Origin of the sequence: Pseudomonas sp. NPDC088890 (assembly GCF_044900155.1) — a bacterium.
Lineage (GTDB): Bacteria > Pseudomonadota > Gammaproteobacteria > Pseudomonadales > Pseudomonadaceae > Aquipseudomonas > Aquipseudomonas urmiensis.
The window spans coordinates 112,341-129,072 of record NZ_JBJDNG010000002.1 but is presented as its reverse complement, the minus strand read 5'-3'; the positions used below and the strand labels follow the sequence as shown (position 1 = coordinate 129,072).

Annotated in this window: 15 protein-coding genes; 9 read left to right on the top strand and 6 right to left on the bottom strand. The window is 61.9% G+C overall.

The features are described 5' to 3' along the window. Nucleotides 1–118 precede the first annotated feature (118 nt). From ACI2JX_RS05410 to ACI2JX_RS05390, 5 genes are all read left to right on the top strand, one after another. The gene (locus ACI2JX_RS05410; protein WP_264236052.1) at nt 119–781 is read left to right on the top strand and encodes a sel1 repeat family protein; all 663 of its coding nucleotides are present in this window, start codon (nt 119–121) and stop codon (nt 779–781) included. A gap of 116 nt (nt 782–897) precedes the next feature. Further along, complete coding sequence (locus tag ACI2JX_RS05405; protein ID WP_368971561.1) at nt 898–1,599, top strand: AzlC family ABC transporter permease; 702 nt, start codon at nt 898–900, stop codon at nt 1,597–1,599. Next, the gene (locus ACI2JX_RS05400; RefSeq protein ID WP_264235915.1) at nt 1,596–1,910 is read left to right on the top strand and encodes an AzlD domain-containing protein; all 315 of its coding nucleotides are present in this window, start codon (nt 1,596–1,598) and stop codon (nt 1,908–1,910) included. Before ACI2JX_RS05405 ends, ACI2JX_RS05400 begins: the two co-directional genes overlap by 4 nt. Next, nucleotides 1,907–2,740: an AraC family ligand binding domain-containing protein gene (locus tag ACI2JX_RS05395; protein ID WP_404689570.1), complete on the top strand. Its 834-nt coding sequence runs from the start codon at nt 1,907–1,909 to the stop codon at nt 2,738–2,740. Before ACI2JX_RS05400 ends, ACI2JX_RS05395 begins: the two co-directional genes overlap by 4 nt. 61 nt (nt 2,741–2,801) lie before the next feature. Continuing rightward, complete coding sequence (locus ACI2JX_RS05390) at nt 2,802–3,029, top strand: hypothetical protein (RefSeq protein ID WP_186556753.1); 228 nt, start codon at nt 2,802–2,804, stop codon at nt 3,027–3,029. A 98-nt stretch (nt 3,030–3,127) separates the two neighbouring features. Here the strand turns inward: ACI2JX_RS05390 and ACI2JX_RS05385 are convergent, their stop codons facing one another. From ACI2JX_RS05385 to ACI2JX_RS05365, 5 genes are all read right to left on the bottom strand, one after another. After that, on the bottom strand, nt 3,128–3,613 hold the full coding sequence (locus ACI2JX_RS05385; protein ID WP_368971563.1) for a copper chaperone PCu(A)C: 486 nt from the start codon (nt 3,611–3,613) through the stop codon (nt 3,128–3,130). Further along, nucleotides 3,613–4,218 (bottom strand): SCO family protein, encoded by a 606-nt coding sequence (locus ACI2JX_RS05380; protein WP_186556755.1) that lies wholly within the window; start codon nt 4,216–4,218, stop codon nt 3,613–3,615. Before ACI2JX_RS05380 ends, ACI2JX_RS05385 begins: the two co-directional genes overlap by 1 nt. A 313-nt stretch (nt 4,219–4,531) precedes the next feature. Then, nucleotides 4,532–5,116: a Fe-S biogenesis protein NfuA gene (gene nfuA / locus ACI2JX_RS05375; RefSeq protein WP_186556756.1), complete on the bottom strand. Its 585-nt coding sequence runs from the start codon at nt 5,114–5,116 to the stop codon at nt 4,532–4,534. Between the two features lie 58 nt (nt 5,117–5,174). Further along, complete coding sequence (locus tag ACI2JX_RS05370; RefSeq protein WP_368971564.1) at nt 5,175–6,209, bottom strand: acyltransferase family protein; 1,035 nt, start codon at nt 6,207–6,209, stop codon at nt 5,175–5,177. Between the two features lie 201 nt (nt 6,210–6,410). Beyond that, on the bottom strand, nt 6,411–8,696 hold the full coding sequence (locus ACI2JX_RS05365; RefSeq protein WP_404689813.1) for a fatty acid cis/trans isomerase: 2,286 nt from the start codon (nt 8,694–8,696) through the stop codon (nt 6,411–6,413). Nucleotides 8,697–8,881: 185 nt separating this feature from the next. On the opposite strand from ACI2JX_RS05365, the gene metH reads away from it, so the two are divergent. Both metH and ACI2JX_RS05355 read left to right on the top strand, forming a co-directional pair. Further along, on the top strand, nt 8,882–12,589 hold the full coding sequence (metH, locus tag ACI2JX_RS05360; RefSeq protein ID WP_404689569.1) for a methionine synthase: 3,708 nt from the start codon (nt 8,882–8,884) through the stop codon (nt 12,587–12,589). A 201-nt stretch (nt 12,590–12,790) separates the two neighbouring features. Continuing rightward, complete coding sequence (locus ACI2JX_RS05355) at nt 12,791–13,009, top strand: DUF2970 domain-containing protein (protein ID WP_186556771.1); 219 nt, start codon at nt 12,791–12,793, stop codon at nt 13,007–13,009. 269 nt (nt 13,010–13,278) lie between these two features. On the opposite strand, the gene ACI2JX_RS05350 is transcribed toward ACI2JX_RS05355, so the two are convergent. Beyond that, a complete protein-coding gene (locus ACI2JX_RS05350) occupies nt 13,279–14,367 on the bottom strand; it encodes an ABC transporter substrate-binding protein (RefSeq protein WP_404689568.1) in 1,089 nt (362 codons plus the stop codon). Nucleotides 14,368–14,582: 215 nt separating this feature from the next. Here ACI2JX_RS05350 and ACI2JX_RS05345 point away from each other — a divergent pair, with 215 nt between their 5' ends. Both ACI2JX_RS05345 and ACI2JX_RS05340 read left to right on the top strand, forming a co-directional pair. Continuing rightward, nucleotides 14,583–16,235 (top strand): nitrite/sulfite reductase, encoded by a 1,653-nt coding sequence (locus tag ACI2JX_RS05345; RefSeq protein ID WP_264235908.1) that lies wholly within the window; start codon nt 14,583–14,585, stop codon nt 16,233–16,235. After that, a complete protein-coding gene (locus tag ACI2JX_RS05340) occupies nt 16,219–16,713 on the top strand; it encodes a DUF934 domain-containing protein (RefSeq protein ID WP_264235906.1) in 495 nt (164 codons plus the stop codon). Before ACI2JX_RS05345 ends, ACI2JX_RS05340 begins: the two co-directional genes overlap by 17 nt. The last annotated feature ends 19 nt before the right edge of the window (nt 16,714–16,732 follow it).

The window sequence follows — 16,732 nt, the reverse complement described above, 5'->3', positions numbered from 1 at the left end:
CGCTCTGATTTGCCTGAGGCACATGCGTAACCGCAATGAACACCACCGCCATCTGGTCGCAACTGACCGCCTACGAGGCTCATCCGTGAGTCGCGCTGTATTGTTCTCGCCCCTGCTCATGGCCCTGGCTCCGCTCGGCGCGCAAGCACTGGAGATCCAGATCGATCCGCACGCCGATCTGCTGTACCGCCAGGCCCTACCCTTGTTGGAACAGGCAGACAACCGCGAAGCCAGCCCCAGCGCGCTGCGCACGGCGATCGACAGCGATCCAGAACTCAGCCGTCAGGGCCAAGCGCTGGCCCGTACCCTGCCAACTGCGGTAGACCTGCTGAAAAAGTCGGTCGCTCTGGGTCATCCGGTAGCGCAATACCGCTTGGCGCTGTACTACATGACTTACCTGCCAGCGGCGCAAATCCCCGATGCGGCCTGCCCGTTGCTGCAAGCCAGCCTCAAGCAAGGCTTTGCGCCTCCCGCGCCAGCGATCTCTACCTGGTGCCCGCCCTATAACGCCAGCCCTGCCTACCGTGACGCCATGGAAGCGATTCCGAACATGGCCACCTTGTATGCGCCGTACTATCCGCAGCCAGCGGTACGCCTGGCTTGCAACCGCAGCCAGCCGCAGGGGCTGGAAATGCAGTGGGGCCGTCAGCGCGACTATCAGGCCGAGGTATACCGTCTGCTGGGCGACCTTGATCCGCAGCATCGTCAGCTGCTGCTGCAAAAAGCCGTGGAGATCAATGGCTGTGCTGCCGCGCAGCAGCGCTTGACCAGCCACCGCTGAAGAAGTCCTCTGCCCGCCGATAGCGCCGGGCAGGAGACAAACGAGCAAGATCGTTCAAGCCAGCGCCCCCCGCCCTCTGCCATGCTGCTCTGCCCTGTAGATGTGTTTGAGCCACCATGTCCAGTCGTCAGCCCATCGCCCGTACCGCCTTCCTCCATGGCGCCATCGCCATTGTGCCGCTATCCCTGGCCGTAGCCCCATGGGGCCTGCTGGCAGGCTCGATGGCCATCGAAGCCAACCTCAGCCCTTGGGAGGGCCAAGGCCTGTCGGCCATCGTGTTTGCGGGGGCTGCGCAACTGGTGGCCATTGGCATGCTCAAAAGCGGCGCCAGCCTGCTCTCGATCCTGCTGACCACGCTGCTACTGACCTCCCAACACCTGCTGTACGGGTTGTCCATGCGTCCGCTGTTGTCGGGCCAGCCGCTGGGCTGGCGGCTGGGCCTGGGGTTCTTGCTGACCGATGAATTCTTCGCCCTGACCAGCCATTACGACCAGCAGCAATTCAACCGCTGGTATGCCCTGGGCGTGGGCCTGACCTTCTATGTCGCCTGGAACCTGTTCACCTTGGCCGGCATCATCTTGGGCCAGAACATCCCCCACCTGGACCAACTCGGCCTGGACTTCTCGATTGTCGCCACGTTCGTCGCCTTGATCGCGCCGGTAGTGCGCAATCTGCCGACCGTAGTGTGCGTGGCGGTGTCGCTGTTTTGCTCGGTGCTGTTCAGTGCCTGGCATTGGGAAACCGCGCTGGTCGCCGCCGGCCTGCTGGGCATGGGCGCCGGCTTCATTTGCCAGAAATTCTCGGGAGCACGCACATGACTTGGCTACTGATCTTGGCCATGGGCCTGGTGGTGTTCCTCAACCGCTATGCGTTTCTGGAACCGCGCCTGCCGCTGCGCCTGAGCTCAAATGCCCGGCAGTTTCTTGGTTTCGCGGTACCGGGCATGCTCACTGCGATTTGCGGGCCGATCATCTTCCTGCCCGGCCATCAGCTCGACCTGAGCCCCAGCAACCCTTACCTACTCGGGGCCCTGGCCGCCATAGCCCTGGTGCTGTTGACCCGCAGCGTGTTGCTGAGCATGCTGGTGAGCATGTTGATCTTCTTTTTGCTGCGCGGCTGGCTGGCATGAGCATGCCCCTGCGCGAACAAACCCATCTGTGGCAGGCGCCTGCACTTGGCGATGTCGAGATGCTGCATGCGCGGTATTTCCAGCAGCGCTTCGCCCCACACGTGCACGAAGGCTACGTCTTCACCGTGATCGAGTCCGGCGCGCAACGCTTTTGGCACCGCGCCAGCGAGCACCTGGCGCCGGTCGGCAGCATGGTACTGATCAATCCCGATGAACTGCACACCGGCGCCACCGCTCATGAAGCCGGTTGGCGTTATCGCGGCTTTTATCCGGAACATACCCGGGTCACCGGGGTACTGGAAGAGCTGGAGCTGGGCCGTCATGGCATGCCGCATTTTCAGCAGAGCGTGATCCAGGACCCAACCCTGGCCGCTGCCTTCAGCCAATTGCATCAGTTGTCCGAATCCGGTGCCAGCGCCCTGGAACAGCAGACCGCCTGGCGCCACGCCGTGCTGGCGTTGGTGCAGCGGCACGGCCATGGCGCCCAGCCGCGCGCACCGGGTAACGAACCGTTGGCGGTAGCTCGCGCCCGCGAGCTGCTGGAAAGCCAGCTGGCCGATCCACCGTCACTGGAAAGCCTGGCGGCGGCAGTCAACCTCTCGCCTTTCCATTTCGCCCGGGTATTTCGCCAAGCCACTGGCCTGCCGCCGCATGCCTGGCTCAAGCAACGCCGACTGGGTCGCGCGCGGGAGCTATTGAAAAGGGGCATGGCCGCCGCCGAGGTGGCGTTTGTCCTGGGTTTCGCTGACCAGAGCCATCTGAGTCGTCAGTTCAAGCAGGCCTATGGAGTGACTCCCGGCACCTATCGCACGGCCTGCCTAAGCCTGTAGCCGGATCCGGCAGCAATGCCAGCCACTGCTACACTGACAGGGTTGAACGGAGGATCCTGTCATGTCCGCAAAAGAGCTCAACACCCTCCTGACGCTGATGAACCAGCGCCAAACCCGCTTGACCAGTGCGTGCAAGGAAATCGCCGAATGGATCGACCGGCAGGGCGATGTGCCCGCAGCTGGCAAGATTCGCGATAGCCTCAAAGCGCTGGAGGCAGAAGAGGCACAAGTACGTAAAACCTTGACCTCGCTGACGATCGACCGGCCACTGCCACGTTTTCGCGGTTGAGCCCACCGTCGAGCAAAAAGGCCGCTCCCGCAGAGGGCAACGCGGCCGCTGCGAGAGCGGCCTTGAGCCGCCAATGAGCTGCACAGCAGCCCAAGCGCTTAGTGCTGGTGAGCGTGCTCGTGGCCTGCGCCCGCTTCAGCGGTCAGCGCGCGTACTGGCGCCTGCACTTGCAGGGTCTGCTTGGCCCCCTTGGCATCTTCGATAGTCAGGGTCAGCGGCACTTGCTGGCCTTCTTTGACCTGCTCATGCAAGCCCATCAGCATCACGTGCAAGCCGTTGGGATCGAGGCTCACTTTCTGGCCTGCCGGCAGCTCGACCGCCTTGACTTCACGCATGCCCATCACGTCGCCATTCATGGTCATTTCATGCACCTGAACGGTCTTGGCCACTGGCGAGGCAACGCCGACCAGCTTGCTGTCGCTGGTCGCGGTCAACACCATGAAGGCTCCAGTGGACTGCTGGTGCGGCACAGTGGCGCGTACCCATGCATCACTTACGCTGGTTTCAGCCAGGGCCGGTAAAGTCATGCCCAACAGGGCCAGGGCGGCCAGGCCGCGCTTGATCGGTTGCAGCAAAACAGCCATTAGCAAATCTCCATCAAAGTGAGCAGGTCCTCTGTGCATTCCTTGGCGTTCAAGGAGTGCCCCAGGCTCAAGCGCAGGGTACTGCGCGAATCATAGACGTAGCTGGTGGACGAGTGGGAGATGGTGTAGGTATCGCCCGCTGGCACCTTCTCGTAGAACACCTTGAACTCCCGGGCCACCTCGGCGATTTCCTCAGGGGTGCCGGTCAGCGCGGTGAACGACGGGTCGAAGGCCTTGACGTAGGCGTCGAGCACTTCTGGCGTATCGCGCTCAGGGTCGAGGGTGATGAACACCACTTGCAGGAAGCCGGCATCGCGGCCCATCAGCTTCTTGATCTGCGCCGCACGCGCCAGGGTGGTCGGACAGACCGCCGGGCACTGGGTGAAACCAAAGAAGATCATCGGCATCGAGCCATAGAAGCTCGACAGGGTGCGCACATTGCCTTGAGTGTCCTTGAGGCGGAAAGAACGCCCGAGGATCTCGTTGCTCATGTTCTTGCCGTACTTGAAGTCCAAGCTCCGCGCCGGGTTGCAACCCGCCAGCAGGCCAAGCCCGAGTACGCCCATCCCGGCGACAACCGCGCGCCGGGTCAACAGATCATTCATGGAACCATCCTTTACAGGGAAGGCGCCAGCCCTTGGGCAGGGCCGGTCGAAAACCGCGGCATTCTGGCATGACACCTTGGGGTGTTCTACCCGACGATGGGGTCGATAGGGCTGCAAGCCTTGAATTTCGCGGCTGCGGCCTGTTGTCGCAGGGGTTGAATCGGTAACAGATTGTTGCTAGAGAGCTGATTCTTGGGGCGCTTATTCAGCCTCATCGCGGGCCAAGCCCGCGCCTACGCGAAACCTGTGCTCGACACGATTCGTGTAGGAGCGGGCTTGCCCGCGATGAGGCCGGCAAGACAACCACCGACTATCAGTAGTAGGCGTTCTCTTTCTGCGTGTGGTCAGTCACATCGCGAACACCCTTGAGCTCAGGAATACGTTCGAGCAAGGTCCGCTCGATGCCATCCTTGAGGGTCACGTCGGCCTGGCCACAGCCCTGGCAACCACCGCCAAACTGCAGCACCGCGATACCATCGTCGACCACGTCGACCAGGCTCACCGCGCCACCATGGCTGGCCAGACCTGGGTTGATCTCGGTCTGCAGGTAGTAGTTGATCCGCTCGTTGATCGGGCTGTCTTCGTTGACCATCGGCACCTTGGCGTTCGGCGCCTTGATGGTCAGCTGGCCACCCATGCGATCGGTGGCGTAGTCGACCAGCGCGTCCTCAAGGAACGGCTCGCTGACCGCGTCGATGTATGCGGTGAAGCTCTTCAGACCCAAGGCGGTGTCCTCGGGCTTTTCCTCGCCTGGCTTGCAGTAGGCAATGCACGTCTCTGCGTACTGGGTGCCCGGCTGAGTGATGAAAACACGAATGCCGATACCCGGGGTGTTCTGCTTGGAGAGCAGATCGGCCAGGTAATCATGGGCGGCGTCGGTAATGGTTATAGCGCTCATGGAAGTTCCTCACAGACTTGCTGGCAAGTGTACGCCAACCCAGGCCTTGAACAAAGTCCTAGCATTTGACTCGGGAAAGCGCCAATGCCGGCTCCTGCGTCGAACGTGTGGCGAACCAGGCCTTCATCCGCTGATACACGCCACGTTCGAGCCACTGATAACTGAGCCACGACATTAGTCCAATGGACGGCACGCAGAAGGCGAATACCAGGTACGGGTTAAGCGCGAATCGCTCACTGACGAACCAGCCGGCATACAGTACCAGCACGTGAATCAGGTACACCGAATAGGAGCAATCACCCAGCGCCTTGAGCAGCTGGTTGCCGCGAAAGTACGGCTCCAGGGAGATGAACGCCAACACCACCAGTGCGCTGGGCAGGCCCCAATGCAGCAGGCGCAGCGAGGCATCCAGGTGATAAAGGGCGTAACCGGCGGTCATCAGCATCGCCAGCGGTAGCCACAGCCCTTCACGGATCAGGCCGCGGCGGTACAGCACCCCCAGGCCGATGCCCAGCAAGAACTCATAGATGATGTCGTTGTTGTAGAACCGGCTGAGCACGCCAAGCCGGCCCAGCACCTCGCTCACCAGCAGCAATGCGGCAGTCACCAGCAGCAGGTGATGGCGTTGACGCACCAGAAATGCCAAGCCGAACAACAGATAGAAGAACATCTCGAAGTTCAGCGTCCAACCTACGTTAAGCGTCGGATACAGCCCATATCCGCCGGGGTTTTCCGCCGGAATGAACAGCAAAGACAACAGCAGGTGCTGCCAGTCGAACACCTGGTGCGGCATCCAACGGCTGGCCGCCAGCAGCAGGACCGCCATCAATACCGTATAGAACCAGTAGGCCGGAATGATCCGCAGTGCTCGATTGAGCAGGAACTGGCTGGGCACAATGTCTTTGTCGCGGGTCGACAGGTAGATCACCAACCCGCTGATGACGAAGAAGATGTCCACGCCCACCGCCCCGCGATCGCTGAGCAATTGACCGACCGGGCCGGTTGCGTGGAAGTCGAAGAAGATCTGCATGAAGTGGTGGCAGACCACCACCCAGGCGGCGAACGCCCGAAGTGCCTGAAGCGAATACAGCATGAAAAGCCCTGCGTGTCCGGGTGCATTCAGGTCCCGTATCGGCGTCAATGGTTATCGCGGGGCAAGCCCGCTCCCAGGCCCCTTGGCATTCGAGCGATGGCGTGGGAGCGGGCTTGCCCCGCGATAGCACAATCCGGGACCACTCCCAGAGTCGGACCGCAGGATGCCGGGAAAGGTCAGCCAATCTTCCCGGCGGTCACCTCAGAGATTCTCGTAGCGGTTCATGTCCAGCACCCCCGCCTCAAGCGGTTGGGTTTGCTTGATGAAGCTGTTCAGGTCATGGAAGTAGCGCCAGAACTCAGGGTGGCTGCGCCGCACCCCCCAGCGCATGACGATCCGTTCGAACTTGGCAGGGTCATCGCGAGCCGCTTCCATGTCCTCGACCCACTCCGGCACATCGCTCGCCGGAATGTTGAAGATGAAGTTGGGATAGCTGCTCAGCACCCCCGGATACAAGGTCAAGGTATCCAGCCCCGGCTGATAGCGATAAGCCTCACCGAGCAGGAATGCCACGTTGCTGTGCGCGCGGTTGCGCAGCAGGCTGTAGACCTGGCGCTGGCCACCCTGCCCTTCGATGCGCAGCATGGTCGCCTCAGGCAATTGATTGATCACCTTCAAGCCCGCAGCTGGGCGCGAGACCAGGCGACTGAGGCTCTGCTCGACATCACGGAACTCAGCCGTCATCTCTGGCCGCGAGCAGTATGCGCCGGTGCAGCGGTTGATCGGATCGGGCGCCGCGTTGAGGCTGCCGGTGCGCTGCAGCAGTTTCAGGCCAAAGTCGCGCTTGGGGTCGCGCTCATCGAGCTTGAGCCCACTCGGGGTATCGGTGTCGATGTCCTCGTAATCGAGCCACATCTTCACCTTGCCGCTGTTCTGGTACCAGTCGCTGAGGATTGCCCCACGCTTGTCAGCCGGCATCAGGCGCAGGAAGTTGACCTCGGCGCCATTGCGGATCAAGTCGAAGTACAGACGCGTCTGCAACTGGTGCGAGACGTTGCCGAACACATCGAAGTTGACTGCCAATTGATAGTAGGTGCGCTCGAACAACGGATAGTCGAACAGCCAGGTGGTCTTGGGCACGTCACCGATCAAGCCCTTGGTCACCGAGGCGCTGTCGAAGTGGCGGAAGATGCTCAGCAACGCGTTGTCGTTGCCCGCCCACAAGGTCGACCAGCCCGGCGCCGGCAGTTCGGCATAAGCTTGGCGGCGCAGTTTCTCGTACTCGTTACGCTTGTCGCGGTAGGCGTGCCAGAGGCTCAGCACGCTACCAACATCATCGATCTGGCCAGGCATGGCCAACAGCGGCGTGGCCTCGCCACGGTACTGGGCATCGGTGACATAACGGTCATGCGCAGGCTCCTGGAACAGCGCCCAGAAGTTGTCGCGAATCACGTCGGTGGCGATCTGCCCGCGGCACACCGGGCCGCGAATGAAGGTGCGTACGAAATACTCGGCGTTATCCAGCATGAACTGGTAACGCGCCACGGCCGGAATCGCCTCGAAGGTTTCGAACGGGTTGGCCCGGTGACGCGGGCCGTAACCCGGCAGCGCGGCGGCATGCCAGTCGCCGCTGTAGAACAGCTGTTTGACCCGTTTGAGCTTCTGCGGCCCCATTGGGTAGGTGATGTGGGTTTTATGGACGATCACGCCCTGCACCGGCATCAAGCGGTAATAGAAGTCGGTGCCCGGTGGATCGTTGGGTCGGCGAGTGGCGATCAAGTCTACTGCCTGGCCGCTTGGCGTGCGTGAGCGCACCCACTGGAAGAAATGCTCCTGCTCGCCGCCGACAAAATGAATGTGCGCCAGGAACAGGTGCTCATACAGCCAACGGCCTACCAGCGCTTCGGTGGAACCTGGGCGGTTTAGCAGCTCTTCCCAATCGGCGATCTGCTTGGCCTCGACCGCACTGGGCTGGATCGGCTGCGACTCGACCGGCGCACCGGCCGCCAGCCAACGCTGCAGGGTCTGGTACTCCTGATCGGTCAGGCCGGTGACCGCCAGCGGCATGCCCTCCTTGGGGTGGGCGCCGGCATAGGCGTCGAACTCATGGGGCAAGGGGCACATGTTGTTGCGGTTGAGCCCCAACACGATCTCTTCAGGGAGCTTGGCGTTGGGCGTCAGTGGGGTCTTGTGCCCCAGCTCGAGCATACGCGCCATCAGCGCGGCCTGGCTGCCCTGGCGATCGAGCACCGAATAGAAGCCCTGCTGGCGCCAGCCCTGTTCATTCTGCTCGTCGTAGAACAGCCGCGTGGTAGGCACCGCCTGGCTCCGCTCGCCTTGATACACCGGCACCTTGGAGGCTCCGCGCTCGGCGCCTTCGGCACTACCCAGATTGAGCTGGCAGGCGGCGTCGTTGCAGGCGTGGCAGGCGACGCATTTCTCGGTGAAGATCGGCTGGATATCCCGGGTGTAGGAGATTGCCGGGCTCGATTGCGGGGCTTGCCCCACCGCCAGACCGCTGATCATCAGGGTCAAGGCGGTGGTCATGGCAAGTAAACAGCGATGCACCATGTGCAGATTGTCCTGGTTTCTAGTAAAGCCATCACGATTGCCTACCGGTCGCGGGGTGCGTCAACATGAGGGAAATTCATGCAAAAGCCCAGCGTGCCTAAAAACCGCACAGCTTTGCTATCATTGCGCACCTTCTGTTATTCGCCCGACCAGGTAGTCCTATGTCCGACCGTAGCGCTCGTCTCCAAGCACTTCAGCAAGCCCTCAAGGAGCGCATACTGATCCTCGACGGAGGCATGGGTACTATGATCCAAAGCTACCGTCTGGAGGAACACGACTATCGTGGCACGCGCTTTGCCGATTGGCCAAGCGACATCAAGGGCAACAACGATCTGTTGCTGCTGACCCAGCCCGATATCATCGCTGCGATCGAGAAGGCCTACCTCGACGCCGGGGCCGATATCCTCGAAACCAACACCTTCAACGCCACGCAGATTTCCCAGGCCGACTACGGCATGGAATCGCTGGCCTACGAGATGAACGTCGAAGGCGCGCGGGTTGCCCGCCGCGTGGCCGATGCCAAGACCTTGGAGACGCCAGACAAGCCACGCTTCGTCGCTGGCGTGCTCGGCCCGACCAGCCGCACCTGCTCGATCTCCCCGGACGTCAACGACCCGGGCTATCGCAACGTCACCTTCGATGAGTTGGTCGCCAACTACATCGAAGCGACCCGCGGCCTGATCGCCGGCGGTGCCGACCTGATCCTGATCGAAACCATCTTCGACACCCTCAATGCCAAGGCGGCGATCTTCGCCGTGCAGCAAGTGTTCGAAGATGACGGCATCGAGTTGCCGATCATGATCTCCGGCACCATCACCGACGCCTCCGGCCGGACCCTGTCCGGGCAGACCACCGAAGCGTTCTGGAACTCGGTGCGTCACGCCAAGCCAATTTCCGTGGGCCTGAACTGCGCCCTCGGCGCCAAGGACCTGCGCCCGTACCTGGAAGAGCTGTCGACCAAGGCCGACACCCATGTATCGGCGCACCCCAACGCCGGCCTGCCGAACGCCTTCGGCGAGTACGACGAAACGCCGGCCGAGATGGCCGCCGTGGTCGAAGAGTTCGCCGCCAGTGGTTTTCTCAACATCATCGGGGGTTGCTGCGGTACCACCCCGCCACATATCCAGGCTATCGCCGAAGCGGTGGCCAAGTACAAGCCGCGTGAAATCCCCGAGATCGCCAAGGCCTGCCGCCTGTCGGGCCTGGAGCCGTTCACCATCGATCGCCAGTCGCTGTTCGTCAACGTCGGCGAGCGGACCAACATCACCGGTTCCGCCAAGTTCGCCCGCCTGATTCGCGAAGAGAACTACACCGAGGCCCTGGAAGTCGCCCTGCAGCAGGTCGAGGCCGGCGCCCAGGTGATCGACATCAACATGGACGAAGGGATGCTCGACTCCCAGGCAGCCATGGTTCGCTTCCTCAACCTGATCGCCGGTGAGCCAGACATCTCCCGCGTACCGATCATGATCGACTCCTCCAAGTGGGAAGTGATCGAAGCGGGCCTCAAGTGCATCCAGGGCAAGGGCATCGTCAACTCGATCTCGATGAAGGAAGGCGTCGAAGCCTTCAAGCATCACGCCCGCCTGTGCAAGCGCTATGGCGCTGCGGTAGTAGTGATGGCCTTCGACGAGGTCGGCCAGGCCGACACCGCGGCGCGCAAGCGTGAGATCTGCAAACGCAGCTACGACATCCTGGTCAATGAAGTCGGCTTCCCGGCCGAAGACATCATCTTCGACCCGAACATCTTCGCCGTCGCCACCGGCATCGAAGAGCACAACAACTATGCCGTGGACTTCATCGAAGCCTGCGCCTACATCCGCGACCACCTGCCCCACGCCCTGACCAGTGGCGGGGTATCCAACGTGTCGTTCTCGTTCCGTGGCAACAACCCGGTGCGTGAGGCGATCCACTCGGTGTTCCTCTACCACGCGATCCAGAATGGTCTGACCATGGGTATCGTCAACGCCGGCCAGCTGGAGATCTACGACGAGATCCCGCCCGCACTGCGTGACAAGGTCGAGGACGTGGTACTCAACCGCACCCCGGAAGGCACCGACGCCCTGCTGGCCATTGCCGACGACTACAAAGGCGGCGGCGCGGCCAAGGAAGTGGAAAACGAAGAATGGCGCTCGATGCCTGTCGACAAGCGCCTCGAACATGCGCTGGTCAAAGGCATCACCGCCTACATCGTCGAAGACACCGAAGAGTGCCGCCAGCAAGCGGCGCGGCCGATTGAAGTCATCGAAGGCCCGCTGATGAGCGGCATGAACGTGGTTGGCGACCTGTTTGGCGCGGGCAAGATGTTCCTGCCGCAGGTGGTCAAGTCGGCGCGGGTGATGAAGCAGGCCGTGGCCCACCTGATCCCGTTCATCGAAGCCGAGAAAGGCGACAAACCTGAAGCCAAGGGCAAGATCCTCATGGCCACGGTCAAAGGCGATGTGCACGACATCGGCAAGAACATCGTCGGCGTGGTCCTCGGTTGCAACGGTTATGACATCGTCGACATGGGCGTAATGGTCCCGGCCGAGAAGATCCTGCAGACCGCCCGCGAGCAGAAGTGCGACATCATTGGCCTGTCCGGGCTGATCACCCCCTCGCTGGACGAAATGGTGCATGTTGCCCGCGAAATGCAGCGCCAGGACTTCCATCTGCCACTGATGATCGGCGGCGCTACCACCTCCAAGGCGCACACTGCGGTCAAGATCGAGCCCAAGTACTCCAACGATGCGGTGATCTACGTGACCGACGCCTCGCGCGCGGTCGGCGTGGCCACCCAGTTGCTGTCCAAGGAACTCAAGGCCGGCTTCGTCGAGAAGACTCGCCAGGAGTATGTCGAGGTACGCGAACGCACCGCCAACCGCAGTGCCCGCACCGAGCGCCTGAGCTACGCCCAGTCGATCGCCGCCAAGCCCAAGTACGACTGGGCCACTTATTCGCCGGCGGTGCCTTCCTTCACCGGCGTCAAGGTGCTGGAGAACATCGACCTACGGGTGCTGGCCGAATACATCGACTGGACGCCGTTCTTCATCTCCTGGGACCTGGCCGGCAAGTTCCCGCGCATTCTCACCGACGAGGTAGTCGGCGAAGCGGCCTCGGCGCTGTATAAAGATGCCCGGGAAATGCTCGACAAGCTGATCAACGAAAAGCTGATCAGCGCCCGCGCCGTGTTCGGCTTCTGGCCGGCCAACCAGGTCGCCGATGACGACATCGAAGTGTATGGCGACGACGGCCAGACGCTGGCCACCCTGCACCACTTGCGCCAGCAGACCATCAAGCCCGATGGCAAGCCGAACCTGTCGCTGGCCGACTTCGTCGCGCCCAAGGACAGCGGCGTCACCGACTATGTCGGCGGCTTCATCACCACCGCGGGCATTGGCGCTGAGGAGGTGGCCAAGGCCTATCAGGACAAAGGCGACGACTACAGCTCGATCATGGTCAAGGCCCTGGCCGACCGCTTGGCCGAGGCTTGCGCCGAATGGCTGCATGAGCAGGTGCGTAAAGAGCACTGGGGCTATGCCCGCGACGAGCACCTGGATAACGAGGCGCTGATCAAGGAGCAGTACAGCGGCATCCGCCCTGCCCCGGGGTACCCGGCCTGCCCGGATCATACCGAGAAGGAAACCCTGTTCCGCCTGCTCGACGGCACGGCGATTGGCGAAACGGGCCCTAGCGGTGTGTTTCTCACCGAGCACTTCGCCATGTTCCCGGCGGCGGCGGTCAGTGGCTGGTACTTTGCCCATCCGCAGGCGCAGTATTTTGCCGTGGGCAAGGTGGATAAGGACCAGGTCGAGCGCTATAGCGCGCGTAAGGGCCAGGAGTTGAGCGTGACCGAGCGCTGGCTGGCGCCGAACCTCGGGTACGACAGCTGAGATTGATTGGGGCCGCTTTGCGTCCCTTCACGGCGGTTCGGCGCCCCGACAAGCCCGCTCCCACAAGGATAGCGCTGACTATCCGAACGACGCGGTACCTGTGGGAGCGGGCTTGTCCCGCGAAGGGCCGCAAAGCGGCCCCAAAAATCGAAAGGTCTACACTTGTCCCTGATCGTTTCTGAAAACCTTCAGGAGCCCCTCATGGATGACTCAAGCCAGGGCAAACCGCCCACCTTCTGGCAAATGCTGCACAGCATTCTCGCCGCCGCCTTTGGCGTGCAAAGCGGCAAGAACCGCGCACGTGACTTCACCCACGGCAAGGCCAGTCACTTCATCGCCCTCGGCACGCTGTTCACCCTGATCTTCATCCTGGTGCTGATCGGCCTGGTGCAACTGGCCCTGCACCTGACTGCCCGCTAAAACGCACTCCGCCCGTGGAAATCCCTTCCACGGGCGGTTCAGGTTGAATCCACGGTCTGAAGTTTTTGCGCTACTGATGGCTGACCCAATACACAGCGGTGACGACCACCAGAACGATCAGGCACAGGATCGCCCAGGCATCGACACTGCTGTCAGGCTTGCGGACCTTGGTTGAGTTTCCCATTGCATTGCCTCTTGTAGTGGTTATGGGAATGCACTTCACCACCAGCAGTTAAGACGAGCAATGCCCTTCCCTCAAGCAGGGTCTTTCAATAGTCGACGGGTGACGTAAGAAAAGGATACTGATAATCGGCCGGCCGCCCTTCAGCGCTGTAGCGCTGGAAATCAACGCCATGATCGTCCTCCTCCAGCAGCTTGAGCCAACGCCGGGCCTTGGCTTGATCGATCGATTGCAGCACGGGCAGGCTGTGCTCGCGCAGACCATCACGGTTGATCGCCACGCCCCGGGCATCATCATGCAGCATCACCATGGCCCAACCACCCACACTGAAGTGCCCACCCATCAACACCCCCAGGCGCCCATCGATGCGCGCACGCAGGGCTTCAGGCGAGCTGTTGACGGCGCTGAATACGGTATCGACGCCCGGCTTGCGCCCAGCCGCCTCGAACGCCTGCATGGCGCCGAATGCCATTTCGTCATTGGCCGACCAGACCAATTGGGTCTGCGGATAGCGCTCGAGAAGCAACTGAGCCTGTTCGTACGCGCGCTGCCGGCTCCAGCCGCCATACACCACCTGACGCAAGCGTACCTGAGGGAAATCAGCCAAAGCGCGGCGCATACCCTGCTCACGCAGCTGCGAGGCGGGAGTGGTCTTGATCCCGGCGAACGCCAGCAGATCCACCGGCCCGCTGGAGCGCGGCAGCAACGCGACCATCTCGCGCAACATCTGGTAGCCAGCCTGCTCGTCGTTACCGGTGAGAGTCCCCAAAACCGGGGCATAGCGCTCGGGCTGGGCCTGGATACTGCTGGCCTGGGTCGCGGTCAGGCCGTTGTTGACCAGAAACAGCTTGACCCCGCTGCCACGTGACAAGCGGATGATCTCCGGCGCCACGTATTGCTCGTTGACCAGCACCAGGTAATCGGGCCGCTGCGGCCCCTTGAGAATCGCCCGCGCCTGGCTCAGGGCAAGGTCCGCACGCCGCTCGCTGTATTGCACGCGCAACTCCATCCCCAGGTCCTGTGCTGCCGCCTGCATGAAGCGCGAGTAGCTGACCCAGAAGTTTTCATTGGAGTGACCCGGATTGAGAAACACCACCGAAGCGGCCTGCGCGCCCGCTGCCAGGGGCAGGCTCAAGCACAGGCCCTGACCGACGGTGCGCAGCAGCGCCTTGAGCATGAGGTATATCCTTGCGGAGCAAACCGCGGATTATACCTATTCGCCCCGGCTGCGCGGATAAATGCCAGTCAGTCTCACTTAGTCCGTTTAGTTCTTTTCATATGCAAAAACATCACTTTAGCGCATAAATACAACCTGATATCGTTCCCCGGCTCCGAACCGGAGTGCGCGGCCGTGCGCGCGATTAGCTGCATGCAGCCTGAGACAGGACTTTTATGTACGTATACGACGAGTACGATCAGCGGATCATCGAGGACCGCGTCAAGCAGTTCCGTGATCAGACCCGCCGCTACCTGGCCGGTGAGCTGAGCGAAGAAGAATTCCGCCCTCTGCGCCTGCAGAACGGCCTCTATATCCAACGTTTCGCGCCCATGCTGCGTGTCGCGGTGCCTTACGGCCAGCTGAACTCGACTCAGGTGCGCATGCTGGCGAAGATCGCTCGCGACTACGACAAGGGTTACGCGCACATCAGCACCCGCCAGAACGTGCAGTACAACTGGCCGGCGCTGGAAGACATCCCCGAGATTCTGGCAGAGCTGGCCACCGTGCAGATGCACGCGATCCAGACCAGCGGCAACTGCCTGCGCAACACCACCACTGACCAGTTCGCAGGCGTCGCCGCCGACGAAATCGTCGACCCGCGCCCATGGTGCGAGATCGTCCGCCAGTGGACCACCTTCCACCCCGAGTTCGCCTACCTGCCGCGCAAGTTCAAGATTGCCGTCAACGGCTCGAAGGAAGACCGCGCCGCCATCGAAGTGCACGACATTGGCCTGGAGCCGGTGCGCAACGAGGCCGGCGAGCTGGGCTTCCGGGTCCTGGTGGGTGGCGGCCTGGGGCGTACCCCGGTAGTCGGTTCGTTCATCAATGAGTTCCTGCCGTGGCAGGACCTGATCAGCTACCTCGACGCGATCCTGCGCGTTTACAACCGTTACGGCCGCCGTGACAACAAGTACAAGGCGCGGATCAAGATCCTGGTCAAGGCACTGACCCCAGAAGTCTTCGCCGAGAAGGTCGAGGCCGAAATGGTCCACCTGCGTGGCGGCAACACCACCCTGACCGAGGCCGAAGTCGAGCGCGTTTCGCGTCACTTCGTCGATCCGGCCTACCAGGCCCTGGACAACGTCGACTACGCCGAGCTCGATCAACAATTCCCAGGCTTTGCCCGCTGGCGTTCGCGCAACACTCGCGCGCACAAACGTCCGGGCTATGTTGCCGTGACCCTGTCGCTCAAGCCGACCGGCGTTGCCCCAGGCGACTTGACCGACAAGCAACTCGACGCCGTTGCCGACTTGGCCGAGCGCTACAGCTTCGGTTTCCTGCGCACCTCGCACGAGCAGAACATCATCCTGGCCGACGTCGAGCAGCGCCAGCTGCATGCGCTTTGGCAGGAACTGCGTGAAAGCGGCTTCGCCACGCCGAACATTGGCCTGCTGACCGACATCATCTGCTGCCCAGGCGGCGATTACTGCTCGCTGGCCAACGCCAAGTCGATCCCGATCGCCGAATCGATCCAGCGCCGTTTCGATGACCTGGACTACCTGTTCGACATCGGCGAGATCGACCTGAACATCTCCGGCTGCATGAACGCCTGCGGCCACCACCACGTTGGCCACATCGGTATTCTCGGCGTGGACAAGAAAGGTGAAGAGTTCTACCAAGTCTCGCTGGGCGGTAACGCCGCGCGTGGCGCGAGCCTGGGCAAGATCCTCGGCCCGTCTTTCGCGCAAGACCAAATGGCTGATGTGATCGAGAAGCTGATCGACGTCTACGTTGAACAACGTACCGAAGAAGAGCGCTTCATCGACACCTACCAACGTATTGGCATCGACCCCTTCAAGGAGCGCGTCTATGCAGCGAATCATTAAGAACAATCAGCTGGTCGACGAAACCTGGCACCTGCTGCCCAAGGAAACCTCGTTCGACGAGCTGACCAACTGCGACGACTACATCGTGCCGCTGCAGTTGTGGCGCGACCACGCGCATGCCCTCAAGGCGCGCGATGGTGGCCTGGGCATCTGGCTGGATAGCGACGAAGAAGCCGAAGAGATCGGTGACGACGTCGAGCACTTCCAGGTCATCGCCCTGAACTTCCCGGCGTTTACCGACGGGCGCAACTACTCCAATGCGCGCCTGCTGCGTGACCGCTACAAGTTCAAAGGTGAGTTGCGTGCCATCGGTGACGTCCTGCGCGACCAGCTGTTCTTCCTGGCTCGCTGCGGTTTCGATGCATTCGCCATTCGCCCCGACAAGGATCCAGTGGATGCCCTTGAAGGCCTGAAGGACTTCTCGGTGACCTACCAGGCCGCCACTGACGAACCGCTGCCGCTGTTCCGTCGACGCTGATCGTTATCGCTTCACCCTC